This is a genomic window from Parazoarcus communis (assembly GCF_003111645.1).
Classification (GTDB): domain Bacteria; phylum Pseudomonadota; class Gammaproteobacteria; order Burkholderiales; family Rhodocyclaceae; genus Parazoarcus; species Parazoarcus communis_A.
Window position 1 is genome coordinate 4209275 of record NZ_CP022187.1, and the last position, 17681, is coordinate 4226955.

The following is a 17681-nucleotide window of genomic DNA, read 5'->3' on the forward strand; positions in this document are numbered from 1 at the left end:
GTCGCCAGATACAAGGTACTAGGCTGATGCTGCTTAGCGCTTGGAGTCTACCACGCATGAAAGTCGACCTGCTTTGGTGCGGCATGCGCCGCCTGTACGCATGCCGCACCGGCTTACTCTGAATCGAAGCCAAGCAGCCTCTGTTCGATGATCCGCTGTGCCACGCCCTCGGGCACGTCCTGCTCCCAGTTGCCGCGCCCGCGCCGCAGTCCGGCCAGGGTTTCGGCAGCGTCGATCTCGAGGTGGCCAGCGTCCTGCGGTTCGATCGCGACCAGCTTGCCGTTCTCCTTTAGGTGGGCGAGCAGGTGGCGCAGGTGCCCGGGCACCGGGACGTTGTCGAGCGTGATCATCTCTGCCGCGCCGTGGGGGCGGGAGGGGTAGACGTAGACGTGCGTGTTGTCGGGAAACAGCTTGCCGAAGGCCTCGAGGATGCCGCCTTCAAGCCCGTCGTAGTATTTCTCGTCGAACAGCACTTCGAGGTCGCGCACACTCATCACGATGCCGATCGGTTTCTGCGTGTAGCGACGCAGGTAGGCGCGCAGGCGGAAGAAGCGCACGTAGTCCGAGATCATCACCGTGTATCCCTGCGAGGCGAGCAGGTCGATGCGCGCAAGGAAATCCGCGCCGTCGATGCTGTCGCCGCTGGCGAGCGAATTCATCGTGATCTCGGCCAGTGACAGGACTTCCTGCTCAGCCACCGCAGACTCCTGGCTGAACTGCTTCTGCCCGCCCAGCATCATGTCGATATTGACGCAGGTCACCGGCTTGAAGCTGCCGCGGATGACCAGCATCGGCTTGCGGTAGAGCAGTTCGCCGGGCACCACCACCTCGCCTGCCGGATTGAAGATGACGGCACGGGTCAGCCAGCTGCTGATCAGGTGCAGGTTCATCAGCCGGTTCTCGACTTCCTCGAAATATGGACCCGCGAAGTGGATCAGGTCGACCTCGATGCGCTCCGGGGAGAGTCCGTCGGCCAGGCCCTCGATGACCCACTCGGGCTGGTCGTGGTGGAAGAATGCGCCGTGGATCAGATTGACGCCGAGAATGCCGAGCGCTTCGGACTGGAGGGCATTGTCGTTGTCGAGCATCCGCACGTGCAGGATCACGTCGCTCGGTTGTGCGCCAGGGTGAAGCTGCAGGCGGATGCCGATCCAGCCGTGGCATTCGTTCTTCTGCTTGAAGCTGCGCGCGGTGACCGTGGCTGCGTAGGCAAAGAAGGTGGTGTTCTTGGGGCGGACATGGGTGAGCCGGTCGACGACCTGGGTGAACTCCTTGTCCAGCATCTGCATCAGTCGTGCGCGACTGACGTAGCGATCGACATGACCGTAGATATCGTCGCTGACCGCCATGTCGTAGGCTGACATGGTCTTGGCCACCGTCCCTGCAGCCGCGCCGACATGGAAGAAGCGGCGCGCGACTTCCTGCCCTGCGCCGATCTCCACGATGGAGCCGTACTTGAACTTGTCGAGATTGAGGGCGAGTGCCTTCTGGTCGGTCGAGAGGATGGTGTCACGTTTGCGCATCGGGTCGACTCCGTACGTTAGGGCAGGGCGACGGACGCGAGCGCGCCCGCCGCTGCAGGGCGGGCTTACTTCAGCTGGAAACCGCGCTTGTTCAGCGCTTCGACGAGGTGGTCGCGGCCGGAGAGCGTTTCCGGGCCGGCGATCCGCTTGGCCGAGTGAATTGCCCAGGTGCCGTGGACTTTCATCTGCTGTTCTTCATAGAAGCGCGCCATCGCTGCATTGTAGGCTTCGATGCCAGGTGCTTGCGCGGGCAGCGAATAGCGCTCGTGGTGCACGACGACCGATTGCGGCGGACGCGGCTTGACCGCAGCCGGCTTGGCCGGGTCGGGGGTGCCCACGCACATGCCGAAGACGGCGACCACGCGGGGCGGCAGGTTCAGCAGTTCTGCCACGGCTTCGGGCTTGTTGCGCATGCCGCCGATGTACACCGTGCCCAGACCGATCGACTCGGCTGCAGCCGCAGCGTTCTGCGCGGCCAGTGCCGCGTCGATGACGCCAACCAGGAACATCTCCAGGTAATCGAGCGCAGCACTCGGGCGCTCGTTCGATGTCGCCAGGCTTTCGAGGCGGGCAAGGTCGGCAAGCCACACCAGTTGCAGCGGTGCATCGCTTACGTGCGCCTGACCGCCTGCGCATTCGGCGAGCGCGGCACGAGTGGCGGGGTCGCGCACGGCGACGACGCTCCACGCCTGCAGGTTCGACGAGCTGGAAGCCGACTGCGCTGCGGCGATGATGGCGCTCAGCTGGTCGTCGCTGACCGGGGTGGGCAGATAGCTGCGTACCGAACGATGGCCGAGCAGGCTGTCGATGAGCGGGCTCCAGCTTTGCGGTGCGGGCATTGCATTGCTGCCGTAACGGGTGTCAAGGCGAGACTGCGTGTCGCTCATGTAACTGTCCTGTCTGATAAGGGGCGGTCGATTCGACGGATTCCGTGTCGCAGCGTACTGCTGCGAGAAGGCTTCAAGTATACGTGCTTGAGGCGCTTCCGTTCATAGTGGCTGACGTTGCGGGCGATCGCTGTTATAGTGCGCGCCGTGGCGGGTCTCCCCGCATTGCAGCGCGGTGAACCTGGTCAGGGCCGGAAGGCAGCAGCCACAGCCGTTCCCTGCAAGTGCCGGGGGCCAGGCTCGCCACCCTCATTTCAGAAAGGGCGTCTCCGAAAGGTGACGCCCTTTTTTCGTCCGTGACGTCCGACCCCGGCTGGCCGGTTCAGGCGAGGAGCGTGTCCATCAGCATCATGGCCACGAAACCCGTCATCAGGCCGCTGGTCGCCAGTGTTTCGTGCCTCTTGCGATGCGACTCGGGGATGATCTCGTGGCTGACAACGAACAGCATCGCGCCCGCTGCGCCAGCCAGCCCCCAGGGCAGCAAGGCCGAAGACGCCGTTACCATCAGGGAGCCGGTCACCGCTGCGATCGGCTCGATCAGTCCGGACAGGGCCGCGACCGCGAACGCGAGCAGGCGCGAATAGCCGGCCGTTGCCAGCGCAATCGCCACGATCAGGCCTTCGGGGACGTTCTGCAGCGAGATGCCGGTCGCGACCGCGTTGCCGCTGCTGGCGGTTCCGCTGGCCACGCCGATGGCGAGCCCTTCCGGGATGTTGTGAACCGCAATGGCGAAAACGAAGAGCCACACGGCTGTCGCGGACTTCGAGCCATCCGGTGAATGGGTGTGCGGCAGCATGCGATCCATCGCCAGCAACAGGGCTGCGCCGACGGCGAGCCCGGTGGCAACGAGCAAGGCGGCATCCGTGCTGCTCGCGCTCGCGCCTTGAGCCTGTGCGGCGCTGAAGGCCGGTATCAGCAGTGAGAACACACTGGCTGCAAGCATGACGCCCGCGCCGAATCCGAGCAGCAGGCCCTGCATGCTGGCACTGATCCTGCGCATGACCAGCAAGGGGACGGCCCCGAGCGCGGTCGCGGCGGCGGCCATCGCCCCACCCGCAACCGCGTCGGCGAGCGGACCGTCGAGCTCCGCCAGTCCGGACGCGATGCGGGTGGCCAGCAGACTGAAACCGATCAGGGCGATCAACCAGCCGCCGGCGGCGCGCAAGGCGCCTGCCGCGCTGTTGGGCTGGAAATGCAGTCGGGCAACTCGAGCGATCATGGCAGTACCTCTCAGAATCTGTGCCCGGGCAACGTGTCCGGGCACAGGCTTAGTATGGCTTTCGTGCTTCCATAGTAAAAATTGAGCGTAATGATTGATGTGATAGGTTGGCGGTATCGACATCGTGCATTCAGGCCCTTGAGTGCAGCGGCCGGCAGCGCATCCGAAGGAAGAGGGCTCAGACTGTGTAAGCGAAGTCGGCACAGATCTCGCGCAGAGTTTCCAGCAGTGTCTGGTAGTTGAAGTTCGATGTGGTCATGGCTTTCCGGTCTCCGGGGTATCCGTTATCTGGGTTACGGCGCCAGAATAAGTGGCGTCTTTTGATAGCGTCAATCAATTGAATGTATTGTTTCGATGGTCGTTGATTATCGAAGGATCTTGCCATCAAGCTCTCCCGGAGAGCCGGGGTTGCTCTGATAGAATCGCTGCCCATGAGCTATCAGGTTCTCGCACGTAAATGGCGGCCGAAGTCCTTCGGTACGCTGGTTGGACAGGAGCATGTGGTCCGTGCGCTTTCGCACGCGCTGACCACCGGCAGGCTGCATCACGCCTGGTTGTTTACGGGAACGCGTGGGGTGGGAAAGACCACCATTTCGCGCATTCTTGCCAAGGCGCTCAACTGCGAGACCGGTATCACCGCCGAGCCGTGCGGTGTGTGTGACGCCTGTCGGGCGATCGATGCCGACCGCTTCCCCGACTATGTCGAGATGGACGCCGCGTCCAATCGCGGTGTCGACGACATGGCGGCCTTGCTGGACAAGGCGGTCTATGCGCCGGTGCAGGGGCGCTACAAGGTCTACATGATCGACGAAGTCCACATGCTCACCGGCCATGCCTTCAATGCGATGCTGAAGACGCTCGAAGAGCCGCCGGAGCACGTCAAGTTCATTCTGGCGACGACCGATCCGCAGAAGATTCCGGTCACCGTGTTGTCGCGCTGCCTGCAGTTCAACCTGAAGCAGATGCCGCAGGGCAGTATCGTCGATCATCTTTCGGGTGTGCTTGCGGCCGAAGAGGTTGTGTTCGAGTCCGGCGCGCTGCGCCATATTGCCAAGGCGGCAAACGGTTCGATGCGCGACGCGCTGTCGCTGCTCGATCAGGCCATTGCGCACGGCGCGGGGAAGGTGCTCGAGGAGCCGGTCACGCACATGCTCGGCACGGTTGGCGACGATCACCTGCATGCATTGCTCGATGCGCTCGCAGCGGGTGATGTCGCCGCGATGCTGGCGGTCGCCGACGGCATGGAGGCGCGCAGTCTTTCTTTCGATGCCGCGCTGCAGGCGCTGGCGTCGATGCTCGGCCGCATCGCGCTGTTTCAGTTCGCTCCCGGTGCGATTGCCGACGAAGTGGAGCGTCAGCGCCTCGCGCCGCATGCCGAAAAGTTCGATGCCGAGTTTCTCCAGCTGGCGTACCAGATTGCGATTCACGGCCGCGACGAGTTGGCGCTGGCGCCTGACGAATACACCGGCTTCAGCATGACGCTGTTGCGTTTGCACGCGTTCCGTCCTGACCAGCCTGCTGCGATGGGTTCTCCTGCGCTTGCGGGGAGCGGCGGTAGCGGCGAGGCGAGAACGGTTCCACCGCTTTCGGCGGGGACTGAATCGCGTCCGGCTGCGGCTGCGACGCCCGCTTCATCTGCTGCCCCTGTCGCCGAGCGTAGTGCGGCTCCGTTGCCAGCGCCTCAGCCGGTGCCGGCTTCGCCCCCGCCTGCCATGCCGCGCGCCATGGCCGCACCGGTCGAGAGCAGGCCCGAGCCGCAAGCCGAATTCAGGCCGAAGCTCGAGTCAAAGCCGGAGCCAAAGCCAAAACCGCCCAGCCGCGACCTCGCACCGTGGGAGGATCTGCCGCCCGAGGCATTGATGCATGACGATGCGTATTCGGGAGGCGCCAATGCCTTCGATGACGGGGCAGACGCTGCCCCCGCTGAGTCAGTAGCGCCGGCGGGCAATGCGGCTGCGCGTTCCGAGATGCCCGTGCGCACGCCTGCGCTGGAGTCGCCGATCGTCGTGCCTGCTGCGCCGGCAGCAGCCCCCGTGCCGCGGGATGCGCAAGGCGATGCCGACCTGGCTGCCGCATTTGCCGCCGGTGACTGGCGCATGGTGGTCCGGCTGCTAGGGATCGGCGGGCTGGTGCGTGAGCTTGCGCAGCACTGCGAGTGGGTCGAGTGTGTCGATGACCTGCTGGTCCTGCGCCTGTCCGACACTCATCGCCATCTGCTCGACATGAACCGCGCTGCGGTCGAGCGCGTGCAGGATCTGCTTGCATCCGCGCTGTCGCGCCCGCTCAGAATTCGGGTCGATGTCGGTGCAATCACCGGGGAGACGCCTGCACAGCGTGACGAGATCGAGCGTCGCGCGCGCCATGCTGTCGCTGTGGCTGCACTCGAGAGCGACCCCTTCGTGCGCGAACTGATCGAGCGCTTCGATGCCACGCTGGTCGAAGCCACAGTCAAACCCTTCTAACCATCCATCTCACTTTGGGGAGTTGTCACCATGATGAAAGGCGGTCTCGGAGGCCTGATGAAACAGGCCCAGCAGATGCAGGAAAACATGAAGAAGATGCAGGACCAGCTGGCCAGCGTCGAAGTCGACGGCCAGTCGGGTGCCGGCATGGTCAAGGTCGTCATGACCTGCAAGTACGATGTGCGCCGGGTCTCGATCGACGACTCGGTCATGGACGACAAGGAAATGCTCGAGGATCTCGTCGCTGCGGCCGTCAATGACGCTGTGCGCAAGGTCGAGAGCACCACTCAGGAACGCATGGCCGGCTTTACCTCGGGCCTGAACCTGCCGCCCGGATTCAAGCTGCCGTTCTGATATCAATGCAGCCTTCGAGTCTTGACGAACTGATCGACGCCCTGCGTTGCCTGCCCGGGGTTGGCCCCAAGTCGGCGCAGCGCATGGCCTATCACCTGTTGCAGCGTGATCAGCGTGGCGCAGGCCGCCTGGCGCGTGCGATGGGTCATGCACTCGACGTGCTGCGTCATTGCGACCGCTGCAACACCTTCACCGAAGAGGCAGTGTGCCAGCGCTGCGCCAGTCCGCGGCGTGATGCCAGTCTGCTGTGCGTGGTCGAGATGCCTGCCGATCTTGCGATGATCGAGCAGACGCAGTCCTACAACGGGCTCTACTACGTCCTCATGGGGCGCCTGTCGCCGCTGGACGGTGTCGGTCCGCGCGAACTGAAGCTCGACAAGCTGCTCGCCCGGGCGGGCGATGGCAGTGTGCGGGAAGTGATTCTTGCCACCAATTTCACCAACGAAGGTGAGGCGACCGCGCATACACTTGCCACCTTGCTAAGTGCGCGCGGACTGTCCGTGAGCAGGCTGTCGCGCGGTGTGCCGGTGGGTGGCGAGCTTGAGCATACCGACATTGGCACGATCGCCCAGGCGCTCGTTGAGCGACGGGGCCTCTGAGGCTCGAAATTGTGCGCCGCGGCATCGGTGGGGGCTTTGCGGCTTCTTCCGTTGTGCGCAAGGGCTTGAAATCCTTGACTGCTCAAGGTCTTGAGCGGTCTATGGCTTTCTCTGTTGCAGTGAGTTCGCTATAATCCTTGGGTTTTTGTATCCAGGTCTTTCGTTTTCCATACTGGGAAGAGGGTCATGAGCGTTGAACAAAAGATGGACAGCGGTCGCCGCACATTGTTGCTGGCAACGTCTGCCGTAGGTGGCGCAGCCGCCGTGGCGACGGCAGTGCCGTTCGTTGCCAGTCTGACGCCGTCCGAGCGCGCAAAGGCAGCAGGCGCGCCGGTTGAGGTGGATGTGGGCAAGCTCGCTCCGGGCGAGATGATGACGGTCGAGTGGCGCGGCAAGCCGGTCTGGGTGCTCCGTCGCACCCCCGAGATGTTGGAGGCGCTTGCAAAAGCCGAACCCAACCTCAGCGACCCGGGTTCGGAGAAGCAGCAGCAGCCCGAGTACGCAAAGAACCAGCACCGTTCGATCAAGCCGGAGTTTCTGGTCGCGGTCGGTATCTGTACGCACCTTGGTTGCTCACCGTCGGAGAAGTTCAAGCCGGGCGCGGAAGCAGGCATGTCTGCTGACTGGCCGGGCGGCTTCCTGTGTCCATGTCACGGTTCGATGTTCGATCTGGCTGGCCGCGTGTACAAGAGCATGCCGGCGCCGGACAACCTCGAAATTCCGCCGCACAAGTACCTTGCGGACACCACTATCCTCGTTGGCGACGACGGAAAGGCGTAAGTGATGACGACCAAATCTCAAGCCTTGCTGAACTGGGTCGATGAGCGTTTTCCGCTGACCTCGTCGATCAAGGGTCACCTGACCGAGTACTACGCACCGAAGAACTTCAACTTCTGGTATTTCTTCGGTTCGCTCGCGCTCATGGTGCTGGTGATCCAGATCGTGACCGGTATCTTTCTGGTCATGCACTACAAGCCCGATGCCTCGCTGAACGCCGCCGGTGTGCCGGTGGCCTTTGCCAGCGTCGAGTACATCATGCGCGATGTGCCGGGTGGCTGGATCATCCGCTACCTGCACTCGACCGGGGCCTCCGCGTTCTTCATCGTGGTCTATCTCCACATGTTCCGCGGTCTGCTCTATGGCTCGTACCGCAAGCCGCGCGAACTGATCTGGATCTTCGGTACCCTGATTTTCCTGGTGCTGATGGCCGAAGCGTTCATGGGCTATCTGTTGCCATGGGGGCAGATGTCGTTCTGGGGCGCACAGGTGATCGTTAACCTGTTCTCGGCCATTCCGCTGATCGGACCTGACCTGTCGCTGGTGATTCGTGGTGACTTCGTCGTTTCGGACGCCACTCTGAACCGCTTCTTCTCCTTCCACGTCATTGCCGTGCCACTGGTGCTGATCGGCCTCGTTGCTGCCCATATCGTGGCGCTGCACGAAGTCGGCTCCAACAACCCGGACGGTGTGGAAATCAAGAAGAAGAAGGACGCCAACGGCATCCCGCTCGACGGCATTCCCTTCCATCCGTACTACACGGTGAAGGACATCGTCGGCGTGGTGGCCTTCCTGTTCTTCTTCAGCGCAGTGGTGTTCTTTGCGCCTGAAGCAGGTGGCTACTTCCTCGAGTTCAACAACTTCCTGCCGGCCGACCCGCTGGTGACCCCGCCGCACATCGCGCCGGTGTGGTACTTCACGCCGTTCTACTCGATCCTGCGTGCCGTGACCTATCCGCTGTTCGGTCTCGACGCCAAGTTCTGGGGCGTGGTGGCGATGGGCGCATCGGTGGTGATCATCGCCTTCCTGCCGTGGCTGGACCGCAGCCCGGTCAAGTCGATGCGCTACAAGGGCGTGATCTTCAAGAGCGCTGTTGCGATTTTCGTGGTCTGCTTCGCCATTCTCGGTTACCTGGGCGTGCTCCCGCCGACCCCGGGCCGTACCCTGGTTTCGCAGATCTGCTCGGTCCTGTACTTCGCCTTCTTCCTGGCCATGCCGTGGTACAGCAAGCTCGACAAGTGCAAACCCGAACCGGAAAGGGTGACTTTCAAATGAAATCGCGTGTAATCAGTTTCATCAAGCGTGCTGCTGCCGTGGTGCTGTTTGCGCCGGCAATGGCGATGGCTGCCGGTGCTGTCCTGCACCTCGACAAGGCGCCGGTGAGCACGGATCCGGCTGCGCTGCAGCACGGTGCCAAGCTCTTCGTCAACTACTGTCTGAACTGCCACGGTGCCTCTTTCCTGCGCTACAACAGGCTGCAGGACATCGGGCTGTCCGAGGAGTCGATTCGCGACAATCTGATGTTCACCGGTGAAAAGACCGGCGATCTGATGAAGATCGCGATGCGCCGTGAGGAGGCCAAGCAGTGGTTTGGCGCAGCGCCTCCCGACCTGACCCTGGTTGCACGTGCCCGTGCTTCCGAGTTCGGCAGCGGCGCCGACTGGCTCTACACCTACCTGCGTCAGTTCCATCGTGACCCGAACCGTCCGACGGGCTGGAACAACCTGGTTTTCCCGAACGTCGGCATGCCGCACGTGCTGTGGGAGCTTCAGGGTGAGCAGGTGGCGAAGGCCGGCGACCATGGTTCGACGCTTGAGCTGGTCAAGCCGGGCAAGCTGACCGCCGAAGAGTACGACAATGCCATCGCGGATCTCGTGTCCTACATTGTCTGGATGGGAGAACCCGTCGCCGAGAAGCGCAAGACCATCGGCATGGTTGTGCTTGCCTTCCTTGCAGGTCTGTTCGTTCTGGCGCTCGCGCTGAAGAAGAACTACTGGAAGGATATTCATTGAGCGGATCGGTGACTGGCCGCAAGGCCTGACACTCGTTTCCCTCCAGACGCACCGCGCAAATCAATGCGTGGTGCGCTTTTGTTTTTTGCATCCGGAGTCGCAACATCATGATGAATCTTTATTCCGGTACGACCGATCCCTTCAGTCACCGTTGCCGGATCGTGCTCTTCGAGAAGGGCATGGATTTCGAGGTGATCGATGTCGACCTCTACAACAAGCCCGAAGACCTTGCGATCATCAACCCGTACGGCCGCGTGCCGGTGCTGGTGGATCGCGATCTCGTGCTGTACGAGTCGAACATCATCAATGAATATATCGACGAGCGCTTCCCGCATCCGCAGTTGATGCCGCCGGATCCCATCCTGCGTGCGCGGGCGCGGCAACTGCTGCATACGTTCGAACACGAGCTGTTTGCTCACATCGCCGCACTCGAGGCCAACCAGAAAGGCGTGGACAAGACCCGCGCGCATGTGCGCGACCACCTGACCCAGCTGGCACCGATCTTCACCAAGCAGAAGTTCATGCTGGGTGACGAGTTTTCCATGCTGGACGTGGCGATCGCGCCCTTGCTGTGGCGTCTTGAGCACTACGGAATCGAACTGCCGAAAGCGGCTGCTCCGATGATGAAGTACGCCGAGCGCATTTTCAGCCGTCAGGGTTTCATCGACGCGCTGACGCCGTCCGAGAAGGTAATGCGGCGCTGACATGACGACGCTTCGACCGGTCGCGCGGGATTGTGCGGTCCGGTCGGGCGGAACTTAGGACACGCAAGACATGGTATCCACCAAGCCTTACCTGGTTCGTGCCATCTACGAATGGTGTTCTGATCAGGGCTTCACGCCCTATCTTGCCGCCCGGGTCGATTCCAGCACCCGCGTGCCACCCGGCTACGGCAAGGACGGTCAGATTGTGCTCAACGTCGGGGCGGACGCGACCAACAAGTTGACGATGGACAATGAGTCGATCAGCTTTCAGGCGCGTTTCAACGGCTCGGTGCAACACATCCTGATTCCGATGAGCAATGTTCTGGCCGTCTATGCGCGCGAGAACGGGCAGGGCATGGCGTTCGAGGCGGACATCGATGATGGTGAGCCGTTCGAAGAAGATGCGCCGGATGACGCCGATGTGACGGGGCTCGAGCTTGCACCCGAGCCCGAGGCATCGCCCGAGCCGTCCGAGTCGCCCAAGTCCGGTGACGATCGTCCGCCGCCCCCTCGTGGCGGCCATCTCAAGATCGTCAAGTAATACCCACCCCGTCAGGCGACGCTCAGCTGCGCCGCCTGACGCCGGTGATCTGTGACCCACGTTTCGTAGAGTGCGCCGAGTCGCCGACTCATCTCCTCGGTGTGCCACTGCTGCGCATAGTCCCGCGCATCGCTCCCCAGTTGCTGCAGTTGTCTGCGATCGCTCAGCAGTTGGGCAACGATCTCCGCAAAGCGGACCGGATTGTTCGGCGCGATCCTGCAGCCCTGCTGCGGTGCCAGGATATCCACCGTTCCCATTTCGGCAAGGGCCACCACCGGCGTGCCCAGTGCCATCGCTTCCAGCAGCACAAGCCCCTGCGTTTCGGTGCGTGACGCAAATACAAAGAGATCCGCGGCCCGATAGCAATCGTGCAGTTCGTTGTGACGGTCGAGGTAGCCGAGGAAGCGGATGTGCTCGCCGAGGCCTGCACGTTCGACCTTCGTGCGCAGGCTGCTCAGCGCAGGACCTTCTCCGGTAATGAGCAGCATTGCCGCGGGCTCGCTCCTGCGCAGCTCACCGACCATGTCGATGAGAAAGTCGATGTTCTTCTCGTGTGCGACCCGGCCGACAAAGAGCAGCAGGCGCCGGCTCTTGGGAATGTCGTAGCGCTGACGAAAGTGACAGCCGTCGCCACCGTGAAACTGGTGTTCCGGAATCCCGGTGGGGAGGATGTGCACCGGCGTGCTCACACCGTAGGCCGCAAGCGTATCGGCCATCGCCCGTGAGGGCACGATGACGGCGTCGAGTTCGTTGCACTGCTGGCGCGAGAAGCGTCGTGCCGCGCCGCGCAGCCATGCGCGGGGCACGAAGGGTACGTAGTGAAAGAGGTATTCCTCAAAAAACGTGTGATACGTGGCGACGCAGGGAAGGTCGAGGGCCTTCGCCAGTTCGAGTCCGGCGTAGTGCGCAACGAAGGGCGTGTGGATGTGCACCAGATCGAAGCGCTGTCCCTGCAAGGCTGCGATCTGGTCGTGGATCGCCGCACGCTGCATCATGCGATCCTCCGGGTCTAGCGGGATGAAGCGCGAGGGAATCCGGATGATGTCGCCCGCGCTGCTGGTGCTGTGCTGAGGGTAGGCGGGGGCAATGAGCGTGGAGCGGATGCCGCGTGCCTTGAGAGAGTTGCGGAACGTCTCTATCGATGTGCTGACCCCATTGATGCGGGGAAAGAACACATCTGAAATCATCAGGATGTTCATGGTCTGTGCCGGTTGTCGTCAGCCCAATCTAGCGTTTCCCGATGACCGCTTCATTGCAGTGTCCTGGAGGGGAAGGGTTTTTACAGTATGCGGTTGACCGACATCATCGGACCGGTGACGATTCTGCGTTATAAAGCGGCACCGCAAGGCCCGAGTGGGCCGATGTTCAGGAGAATGCAAGGATGGCACTGATGCAATGGAACGAGCAGCTTCAGCTCGGTCTCGGAAAGATGGACCAGACCCACGAGGAGTTCGTGAGCCACTACAACGCCGTTGTCGAGGCTGCGCCCGAGCACTTTCTGGCACGCCTCGATGACTTCATCGCCCACACCGAAGCACATTTCGATCAGGAAAATCGCTGGATGGAGCAGGTGAATTTCCCCGGCTGCCATCGTGCCGAGCACGACCGTGTCCTGGTCGTGATGCGTGACGTACGCAATCGTCTCGAGCGTGGTGATGCGTTTCTGGGCAAACGGCTGATGGAGGAGTTGCCTGCCTGGTTCGACAATCACGTCAATGGCATGGATGCCGCACTGGCCTTTCATCTGGACAGTATCGGCTTCGATGTCGAGACCGGCGTGATCACGCCGCCTGAGGGTGACTGCAGCGGGAGTGCACCGGCAGGCAGTTGTGCCTGCACGTCTGCACCTGCCCGGGCGGACGCGGAGAAGGTGTAAGCCCCCCCCCCGCGATGCGCCCGCTGTGTCAGGGGCGCCGGACGGGGAAGGGCACGGTCGGTGCGCGACCGTGCATCAGGCCGGCGAGAATCTCGGCCGAGCCGCAGGCCAGGGTCCAGCCCAGCGTGCCGTGGCCGGTGTTGTACCAGAGATTGACGCCGCGCCCCTTGCCGATGATCGGCAGGTTGCTCGGGGTGGCGGGGCGCAGCCCGGTCCACAGTTTCGCCTGAGCCGGGTCGATGGCGCCGGGCAGCCGCGTGCGGGCCCAGTCCAGAATCGCACGGCCGCGCGCGGGATCGATCGTGAGGTCAAAGCCGTTGAGTTCGGCTGTGCCGGCGATACGCAGCCGGTCGCCGAGCCGGGAGCAGACGATGCGGCGGGATTCATCGGTCAGGCTGACCTGCGGAGCCCGTGCCGGGTCCGCAACCGGCGCCGTGATCGAATAGCCCTTCACCGGATAGATCGGCAGGTGTTCGCCAAGCGAGTGCACGATGAGCGGGCTGAAGCTGCCCATGCACACCACATAGGCGTTGGCGGTGAGGGTGCCAGCCCGCCCTTCGCTGTCACGTACCTCGACACCGTCGATCAGGCCGCCAGTGTGGGTCAGACGCTCGATTGTCGTCTGATAGTGGAACTGCACACCGTCGCGTGCGAGCACCTTCGCCAGCGCGCTGGTAAAACGCATCGCGTCGCCGTTCTCGTCGCCCGGTGCATGCAGACCACCCGCGAGCGTCGGCGCAAGCGCGGCGAGCGCGGGCTCGATTGCAAGGCATTCGGCGGCTGAGCACACCCGGACGTCAATGCCGAGTCGCATCAGATGCTCGGCGCGTGCCGGTGCATGCGCGAAATCCCTGGCGCTGAAAAACAGGTGAAGAATGCCCTGCTCGCGCGCATCGTAGTCGTTCCCGATGCCGGCGGCTGCGCGTACCCGGTGCAGCTCGCGCTGACTGTGGATGGCAAGCGCTGCAATCGCCTCGGTGTTGCGCTGCGTGCGCCACGGCAGACACTCATGCAGAAAGGACAGCGCCCAACGCCACTGGTCAAGGCTTGCCTGAGGGCTGAAGCGCAGCGGAGCGTCATCCCGGCCGAGCCAGCGCAGCGCCAGGAAAGGTGCTGCAGGGTTGGCCCAGGGCTCGGGATGGCTGACCGAGATCTGACCGCCATTGGCAAAGCTCGTTTCCTGTCCGGCCTGCGGCTGGCGGTCTATCACGCTGACCTCGAACCCCGCCTGCTTCAGGTACCAGGCGGTGGTGACGCCGGTGATGCCGGCGCCGAGAACCATCACATGCATAACTTGGCTTATGTGCTCCAGAAAGACTGCCCGGTACGTGTCCGGGGCAGGGCAGCGAACCGCCAAGCCGTAAATGATAACCGCCAGTGTGCATCTCGTGGTGCGCAGACGTCGCGGAAACGGGATAATCGGGTCTGACATCTTCAATCATCCGTCTCCGGGAGTTTTGCACATGCGTCGCGTCACCCTTACCCAATTCCTGATCGAGCAGCAGCGCGCCGGACGCGTATCGGCCGATCTGCGGCTCTTGCTCGAGGTCGTGGCTCGCGCCTGCAAGGCAATCGGTGTCAATGTGTCCAAAGGGGCGCTCGCAGGCGTGCTGGGCGAGGCCGGCACGGACAACGTGCAGGGCGAGGCACAGAAGAAGCTCGACGTGATTGCCAACGAGATCCTGCTTCAGGCCAACGAATGGGGTGGCCACCTTGCGGCGATGGCGTCCGAAGAGGTCGAAACCGTGCATCAGATCCCGTTCGATTTCCCCAAGGGCGGCTATCTGCTGATGTTCGACCCGCTCGACGGTTCGTCAAACATCGACATCAACGTCACGGTGGGCACGATCTTCTCGGTGCTGCGCAACCCCGAGGGCGAGGGCGATCCGACCGAGGAAAGCTTCATGCAGCCGGGCAGCGAGCAGGTGGCCGCCGGCTATGCGATCTACGGCCCCTCCACCCAGCTGGTGCTGACAGTGGGCAAGGGCGTTCACGCCTTCACGCTCGATCGCGAGATGGGCAGCTTCGTCTACACCACTCCTTACATGACGGTGCCCGAGGAAACCCGCGAATACGCCATCAATGCGTCCAACGCCCGCCACTGGGAGGCGCCGGTTCAGCGTTATATCGCCGAACTGCAGGAAGGCAAGGCCGGCCCCCGAGGTGTCGATTTCAACATGCGCTGGGTGGCATCAATGGTGGCTGACGTGCACCGTGTGCTGACCCGAGGCGGCATCTTCATGTATCCGCTCGACGAAAAATGCCGCGCCCAGGGCGGCAAGCTGCGGCTCATGTACGAAGCCAATCCGATGGCCATGCTGATCGAACAGGCCGGTGGCGCAGCGACCACCGGGCGCGAGCGCATCCTCGACATCAAGCCCAGCAAGCTGCACCAGCGTGTGCCTGTCGTGCTCGGCTCGAAGAGCGAGGTCGAACGCGTGACTGCATATCATCTTGAAGCTTGATTCACTTTTCCGTGCGCTGAGCCACCTGGCCCTGGGATGTCTTCTCTTGTGGGGAAACGGTGCCGGGGCACAGGATCGCGTCAGCGTGGCGCTCGAGGCGCCGGACGCCGTCAGCGCACTGCTGCGGCAACACGTGCGCGTGCTGAAGTCGGCCGAGCTGACGGTGCCCGAGGTCGGGCCCGATCAGACCGCGCTGGTGCGTCGCACGCGGCGGGAAGTCGTCGACCTGTTATCCACGGAAGGCTACTTCAAGTCCGAAGTCAGGCTCGACCGGCGCAGCGGTGATAGATGGACGCTGGTCGTGGAGCCTGGCGTGCGTGCCGCCATTACCGCGGTCGATATCGGTTTCGAAGGCGAACTGGCGAGTGCGAGCGATGCCGAGGCAGCAGCCTTGCGTGACAGCCTGCGCGAAAACTGGGCCTTGCCAGTGGGCAGACCCTTTCGTCAGTCCGAATGGGATCGTGCCAAACAGCAGTTGCTCGATGCGGTGAGTCGCCGCCGTTACGCTGCTGCGCGCACACTGAGTACGCGTGCCGAAGTCAATGAAGCCGGCACCGAAGTGGGGCTGTCGGTCGTGATCGACAGCGGCCCGACCTTCAGGCTTGGCGAGCTCGCAGTCACTGGCCTGACCCGTCTGCCGGCCGACCTTGTTACGCGCTACAGCACGGTTGAGGCGGGCGATATCTATGATCATGACGCGCTGCTTGCCTTGCAGGAGGCCTTGCAGGGCGCACCCCAGTTTGCCTCGGTGGTGGTCGATATCGAGCGTGACCCGGCGCTGGCTGCTGCCGTGCCCGTGCGTGTGCAAGTGGCTGAAGCCCAGTCGCGGCGCCTGAGTTTCGGTGCCGGTGTATCGAGCAATACCGGCTATCGGGTCGAGGCAGCGTATCGCGACGTCAATATTCTTTCGCGTGGATGGGAGCTGTCATCGGGCATTCGTCTCGAGCAACTGCGCCAGTCCGTGTTTGCCGATCTGTTCTTTCCGCCTGCGCCCGACGGCCATCGCGACAGCATCGGCGCGTTGATCGACAACAGCGATCTTGAAGGGCTGAAGACGGAAAGTCAGGCGATCGGTATCGGCCGCACCACCGTTCGGGGTGATATCGAAACCCAGATCGCGCTGCGGCTGCAGCATGAGTCCCTGCATCCCGATGGCGCCGATTCGTCCAGCCTGACAACCCTGACGGCAAACTGGACCTGGGTGCAGCGAGCGGTGGATAACGTGCTCGATCCGCGGCGCGGGCATGTTCTCGAGGTGCAGATTGGCGGCGGTTCGAGCATTGCGCTTGCGGAGCAGGACTTCGTGCGCCTCTATGGCCGATATCAGCACTATTTTCCGATCGGTGAGGCCGACATGCTGACCCTGCGCGGAGAGCTGGGTGCCACGCTCGCACCTTCCCGCGACGGTATCCCGCAGGATTTCCTGTTCCGCGCCGGCGGCTCGCAATCGGTGCGGGGTTATGCCTATCAGAGCCTCGGCGTGACCGAAGGCGATGCAACCGTGGGTGGCCGCTATCTGGGAACGCTCAGTGGCGAGTACGTGCATTGGTTTCGTCGCGACTGGGGCGTGGCGGCATTCGTCGATGCCGGCGATGCCGCGGACTCTCGCAGTGAGTTCCGACTGCGCACCGGCTACGGTCTGGGTGCGCGCTGGCGCAGTCCGGCAGGCCCGCTGGCGATCGATCTCGCATGGGGCCACGACGACGCCCGGCTGCGTCTGCACTTTGGCGTAGCGGTCGCGTTCTGAACTGCTCGCTGCGGCGCAGCAAATTTTTCTTCCGTCTCCGCTCTTGAAATAGCGAAACCCCGCCCCTATTATTAGCACTCGTTGGCAGTGAGTGCTAACAGTCCGGCGCAAGCCGTGACCACTGCGAATTTTCCGGCGGGATGGTCCCGCCACAGTTTAAACAGTACTAAGGAGTGAACTCGATGAAGATTCGTCCCCTGCACGATCGCGTGATCGTCAAGCGTCTGGAAGCCGAACGCAAGACCGCCAGCGGTATCGTGATCCCCGATTCCGCCGGTGAAAAGCCCGATCAGGGCGAAGTGCTGGCTGTCGGCAACGGCAAGATCCTGGACGACGGCAACGTGCGTCCGATGGCCGTCAAGGTGGGCGACAAGGTGCTGTTCGGCAAGTACGCCGGCCAGTCCGTGAAGGTCGAAGGCGACGAGCTGCTCGTCATGCGCGAAGAAGACATCATGGGCGTGGTTGAAGGCTGAGCCTCCCGCAATCCCACGATTCTCGATTCGAAATAATTCAGG

General features: G+C 62.9%; 17 protein-coding genes and 1 other RNA gene. 13 read left to right on the forward strand and 5 right to left on the reverse strand.

Annotation, left to right across the window (positions count from 1 at the left end):
- Positions 1-113: 113 nt before the first annotated feature.
- Both CEW83_RS19195 and CEW83_RS19200 read right to left on the reverse strand, forming a co-directional pair.
- On the reverse strand, positions 114-1523 hold the full coding sequence (locus CEW83_RS19195) for a nicotinate-nucleotide adenylyltransferase (RefSeq protein ID WP_108950789.1): 1410 nt from the start codon (positions 1521-1523) through the stop codon (positions 114-116).
- Between the two features lie 65 nt (positions 1524-1588).
- Entirely contained in the window at positions 1589-2410 is an 822-nt protein-coding gene (locus CEW83_RS19200; protein WP_108950790.1) for a nitroreductase family protein, read from the reverse strand.
- 149 nt (positions 2411-2559) lie between these two features.
- Between CEW83_RS19200 and ffs the strand changes: the two genes are divergently transcribed.
- Positions 2560-2658, forward strand: an RNA gene (ffs, locus tag CEW83_RS19205) — signal recognition particle sRNA small type.
- 74 nt (positions 2659-2732) lie between these two features.
- Here the strand turns inward: ffs and CEW83_RS19210 are convergent.
- Positions 2733-3629 carry a ZIP family metal transporter gene (locus tag CEW83_RS19210; RefSeq protein WP_108950791.1) on the reverse strand — a complete coding sequence of 299 codons (897 nt, stop codon included), beginning with the start codon at positions 3627-3629 and terminating at the stop codon, positions 2733-2735.
- Between the two features lie 431 nt (positions 3630-4060).
- On the opposite strand from CEW83_RS19210, the gene dnaX reads away from it, so the two are divergent.
- From dnaX to CEW83_RS19250, 8 genes are all read left to right on the forward strand, one after another.
- Positions 4061-6091 (forward strand): DNA polymerase III subunit gamma/tau, encoded by a 2031-nt coding sequence (gene dnaX / locus CEW83_RS19215; protein WP_108950792.1) that lies wholly within the window; start codon positions 4061-4063, stop codon positions 6089-6091.
- 30 nt (positions 6092-6121) lie between these two features.
- Complete coding sequence (locus tag CEW83_RS19220; RefSeq protein WP_108950793.1) at positions 6122-6445, forward strand: YbaB/EbfC family nucleoid-associated protein; 324 nt, start codon at positions 6122-6124, stop codon at positions 6443-6445.
- Between the two features lie 5 nt (positions 6446-6450).
- Positions 6451-7044 (forward strand): recombination mediator RecR, encoded by a 594-nt coding sequence (recR, locus tag CEW83_RS19225; RefSeq protein ID WP_108950794.1) that lies wholly within the window; start codon positions 6451-6453, stop codon positions 7042-7044.
- Positions 7045-7230: 186 nt separating this feature from the next.
- Positions 7231-7824, forward strand: coding sequence for a ubiquinol-cytochrome c reductase iron-sulfur subunit (gene petA, locus CEW83_RS19230; protein WP_108950795.1), 594 nt, complete (start codon positions 7231-7233; stop codon positions 7822-7824).
- A 3-nt stretch (positions 7825-7827) separates the two neighbouring features.
- On the forward strand, positions 7828-9096 hold the full coding sequence (locus CEW83_RS19235; RefSeq protein WP_108950796.1) for a cytochrome b: 1269 nt from the start codon (positions 7828-7830) through the stop codon (positions 9094-9096).
- The gene (locus CEW83_RS19240) at positions 9093-9833 is read left to right on the forward strand and encodes a cytochrome c1 (protein WP_108950797.1); all 741 of its coding nucleotides are present in this window, start codon (positions 9093-9095) and stop codon (positions 9831-9833) included. Before CEW83_RS19235 ends, CEW83_RS19240 begins: the two co-directional genes overlap by 4 nt.
- A 107-nt stretch (positions 9834-9940) precedes the next feature.
- On the forward strand, positions 9941-10537 hold the full coding sequence (locus CEW83_RS19245) for a glutathione S-transferase N-terminal domain-containing protein (RefSeq protein WP_108950798.1): 597 nt from the start codon (positions 9941-9943) through the stop codon (positions 10535-10537).
- 70 nt (positions 10538-10607) lie between these two features.
- On the forward strand, positions 10608-11078 hold the full coding sequence (locus tag CEW83_RS19250; RefSeq protein ID WP_108950799.1) for a ClpXP protease specificity-enhancing factor: 471 nt from the start codon (positions 10608-10610) through the stop codon (positions 11076-11078).
- A gap of 11 nt (positions 11079-11089) precedes the next feature.
- On the opposite strand, the gene CEW83_RS19255 is transcribed toward CEW83_RS19250, so the two are convergent.
- A complete protein-coding gene (locus CEW83_RS19255; protein WP_108950800.1) occupies positions 11090-12277 on the reverse strand; it encodes a glycosyltransferase in 1188 nt (395 codons plus the stop codon).
- 182 nt (positions 12278-12459) lie between these two features.
- On the opposite strand from CEW83_RS19255, the gene CEW83_RS19260 reads away from it, so the two are divergent.
- Complete coding sequence (locus CEW83_RS19260; protein ID WP_108950801.1) at positions 12460-12954, forward strand: hemerythrin domain-containing protein; 495 nt, start codon at positions 12460-12462, stop codon at positions 12952-12954.
- A gap of 28 nt (positions 12955-12982) precedes the next feature.
- On the opposite strand, the gene CEW83_RS19265 is transcribed toward CEW83_RS19260, so the two are convergent.
- Positions 12983-14245, reverse strand: coding sequence for a D-amino acid dehydrogenase (locus tag CEW83_RS19265; protein ID WP_108950802.1), 1263 nt, complete (start codon positions 14243-14245; stop codon positions 12983-12985).
- A gap of 172 nt (positions 14246-14417) precedes the next feature.
- Here CEW83_RS19265 and CEW83_RS19270 point away from each other — a divergent pair, with 172 nt between their 5' ends.
- From CEW83_RS19270 to groES, 3 genes are all read left to right on the forward strand, one after another.
- Complete coding sequence (locus CEW83_RS19270) at positions 14418-15419, forward strand: class 1 fructose-bisphosphatase (RefSeq protein WP_108950803.1); 1002 nt, start codon at positions 14418-14420, stop codon at positions 15417-15419.
- Positions 15409-17166 (forward strand): autotransporter assembly complex protein TamA, encoded by a 1758-nt coding sequence (locus CEW83_RS19275; RefSeq protein ID WP_420094086.1) that lies wholly within the window; start codon positions 15409-15411, stop codon positions 17164-17166. The genes CEW83_RS19270 and CEW83_RS19275 overlap by 11 nt, the downstream gene beginning before the upstream one ends.
- 182 nt (positions 17167-17348) lie before the next feature.
- Positions 17349-17639, forward strand: a complete 291-nt coding sequence (gene groES, locus CEW83_RS19280; RefSeq protein ID WP_108950805.1) for a co-chaperone GroES — start codon at positions 17349-17351, stop codon at positions 17637-17639.
- The last annotated feature ends 42 nt before the right edge of the window (positions 17640-17681 follow it).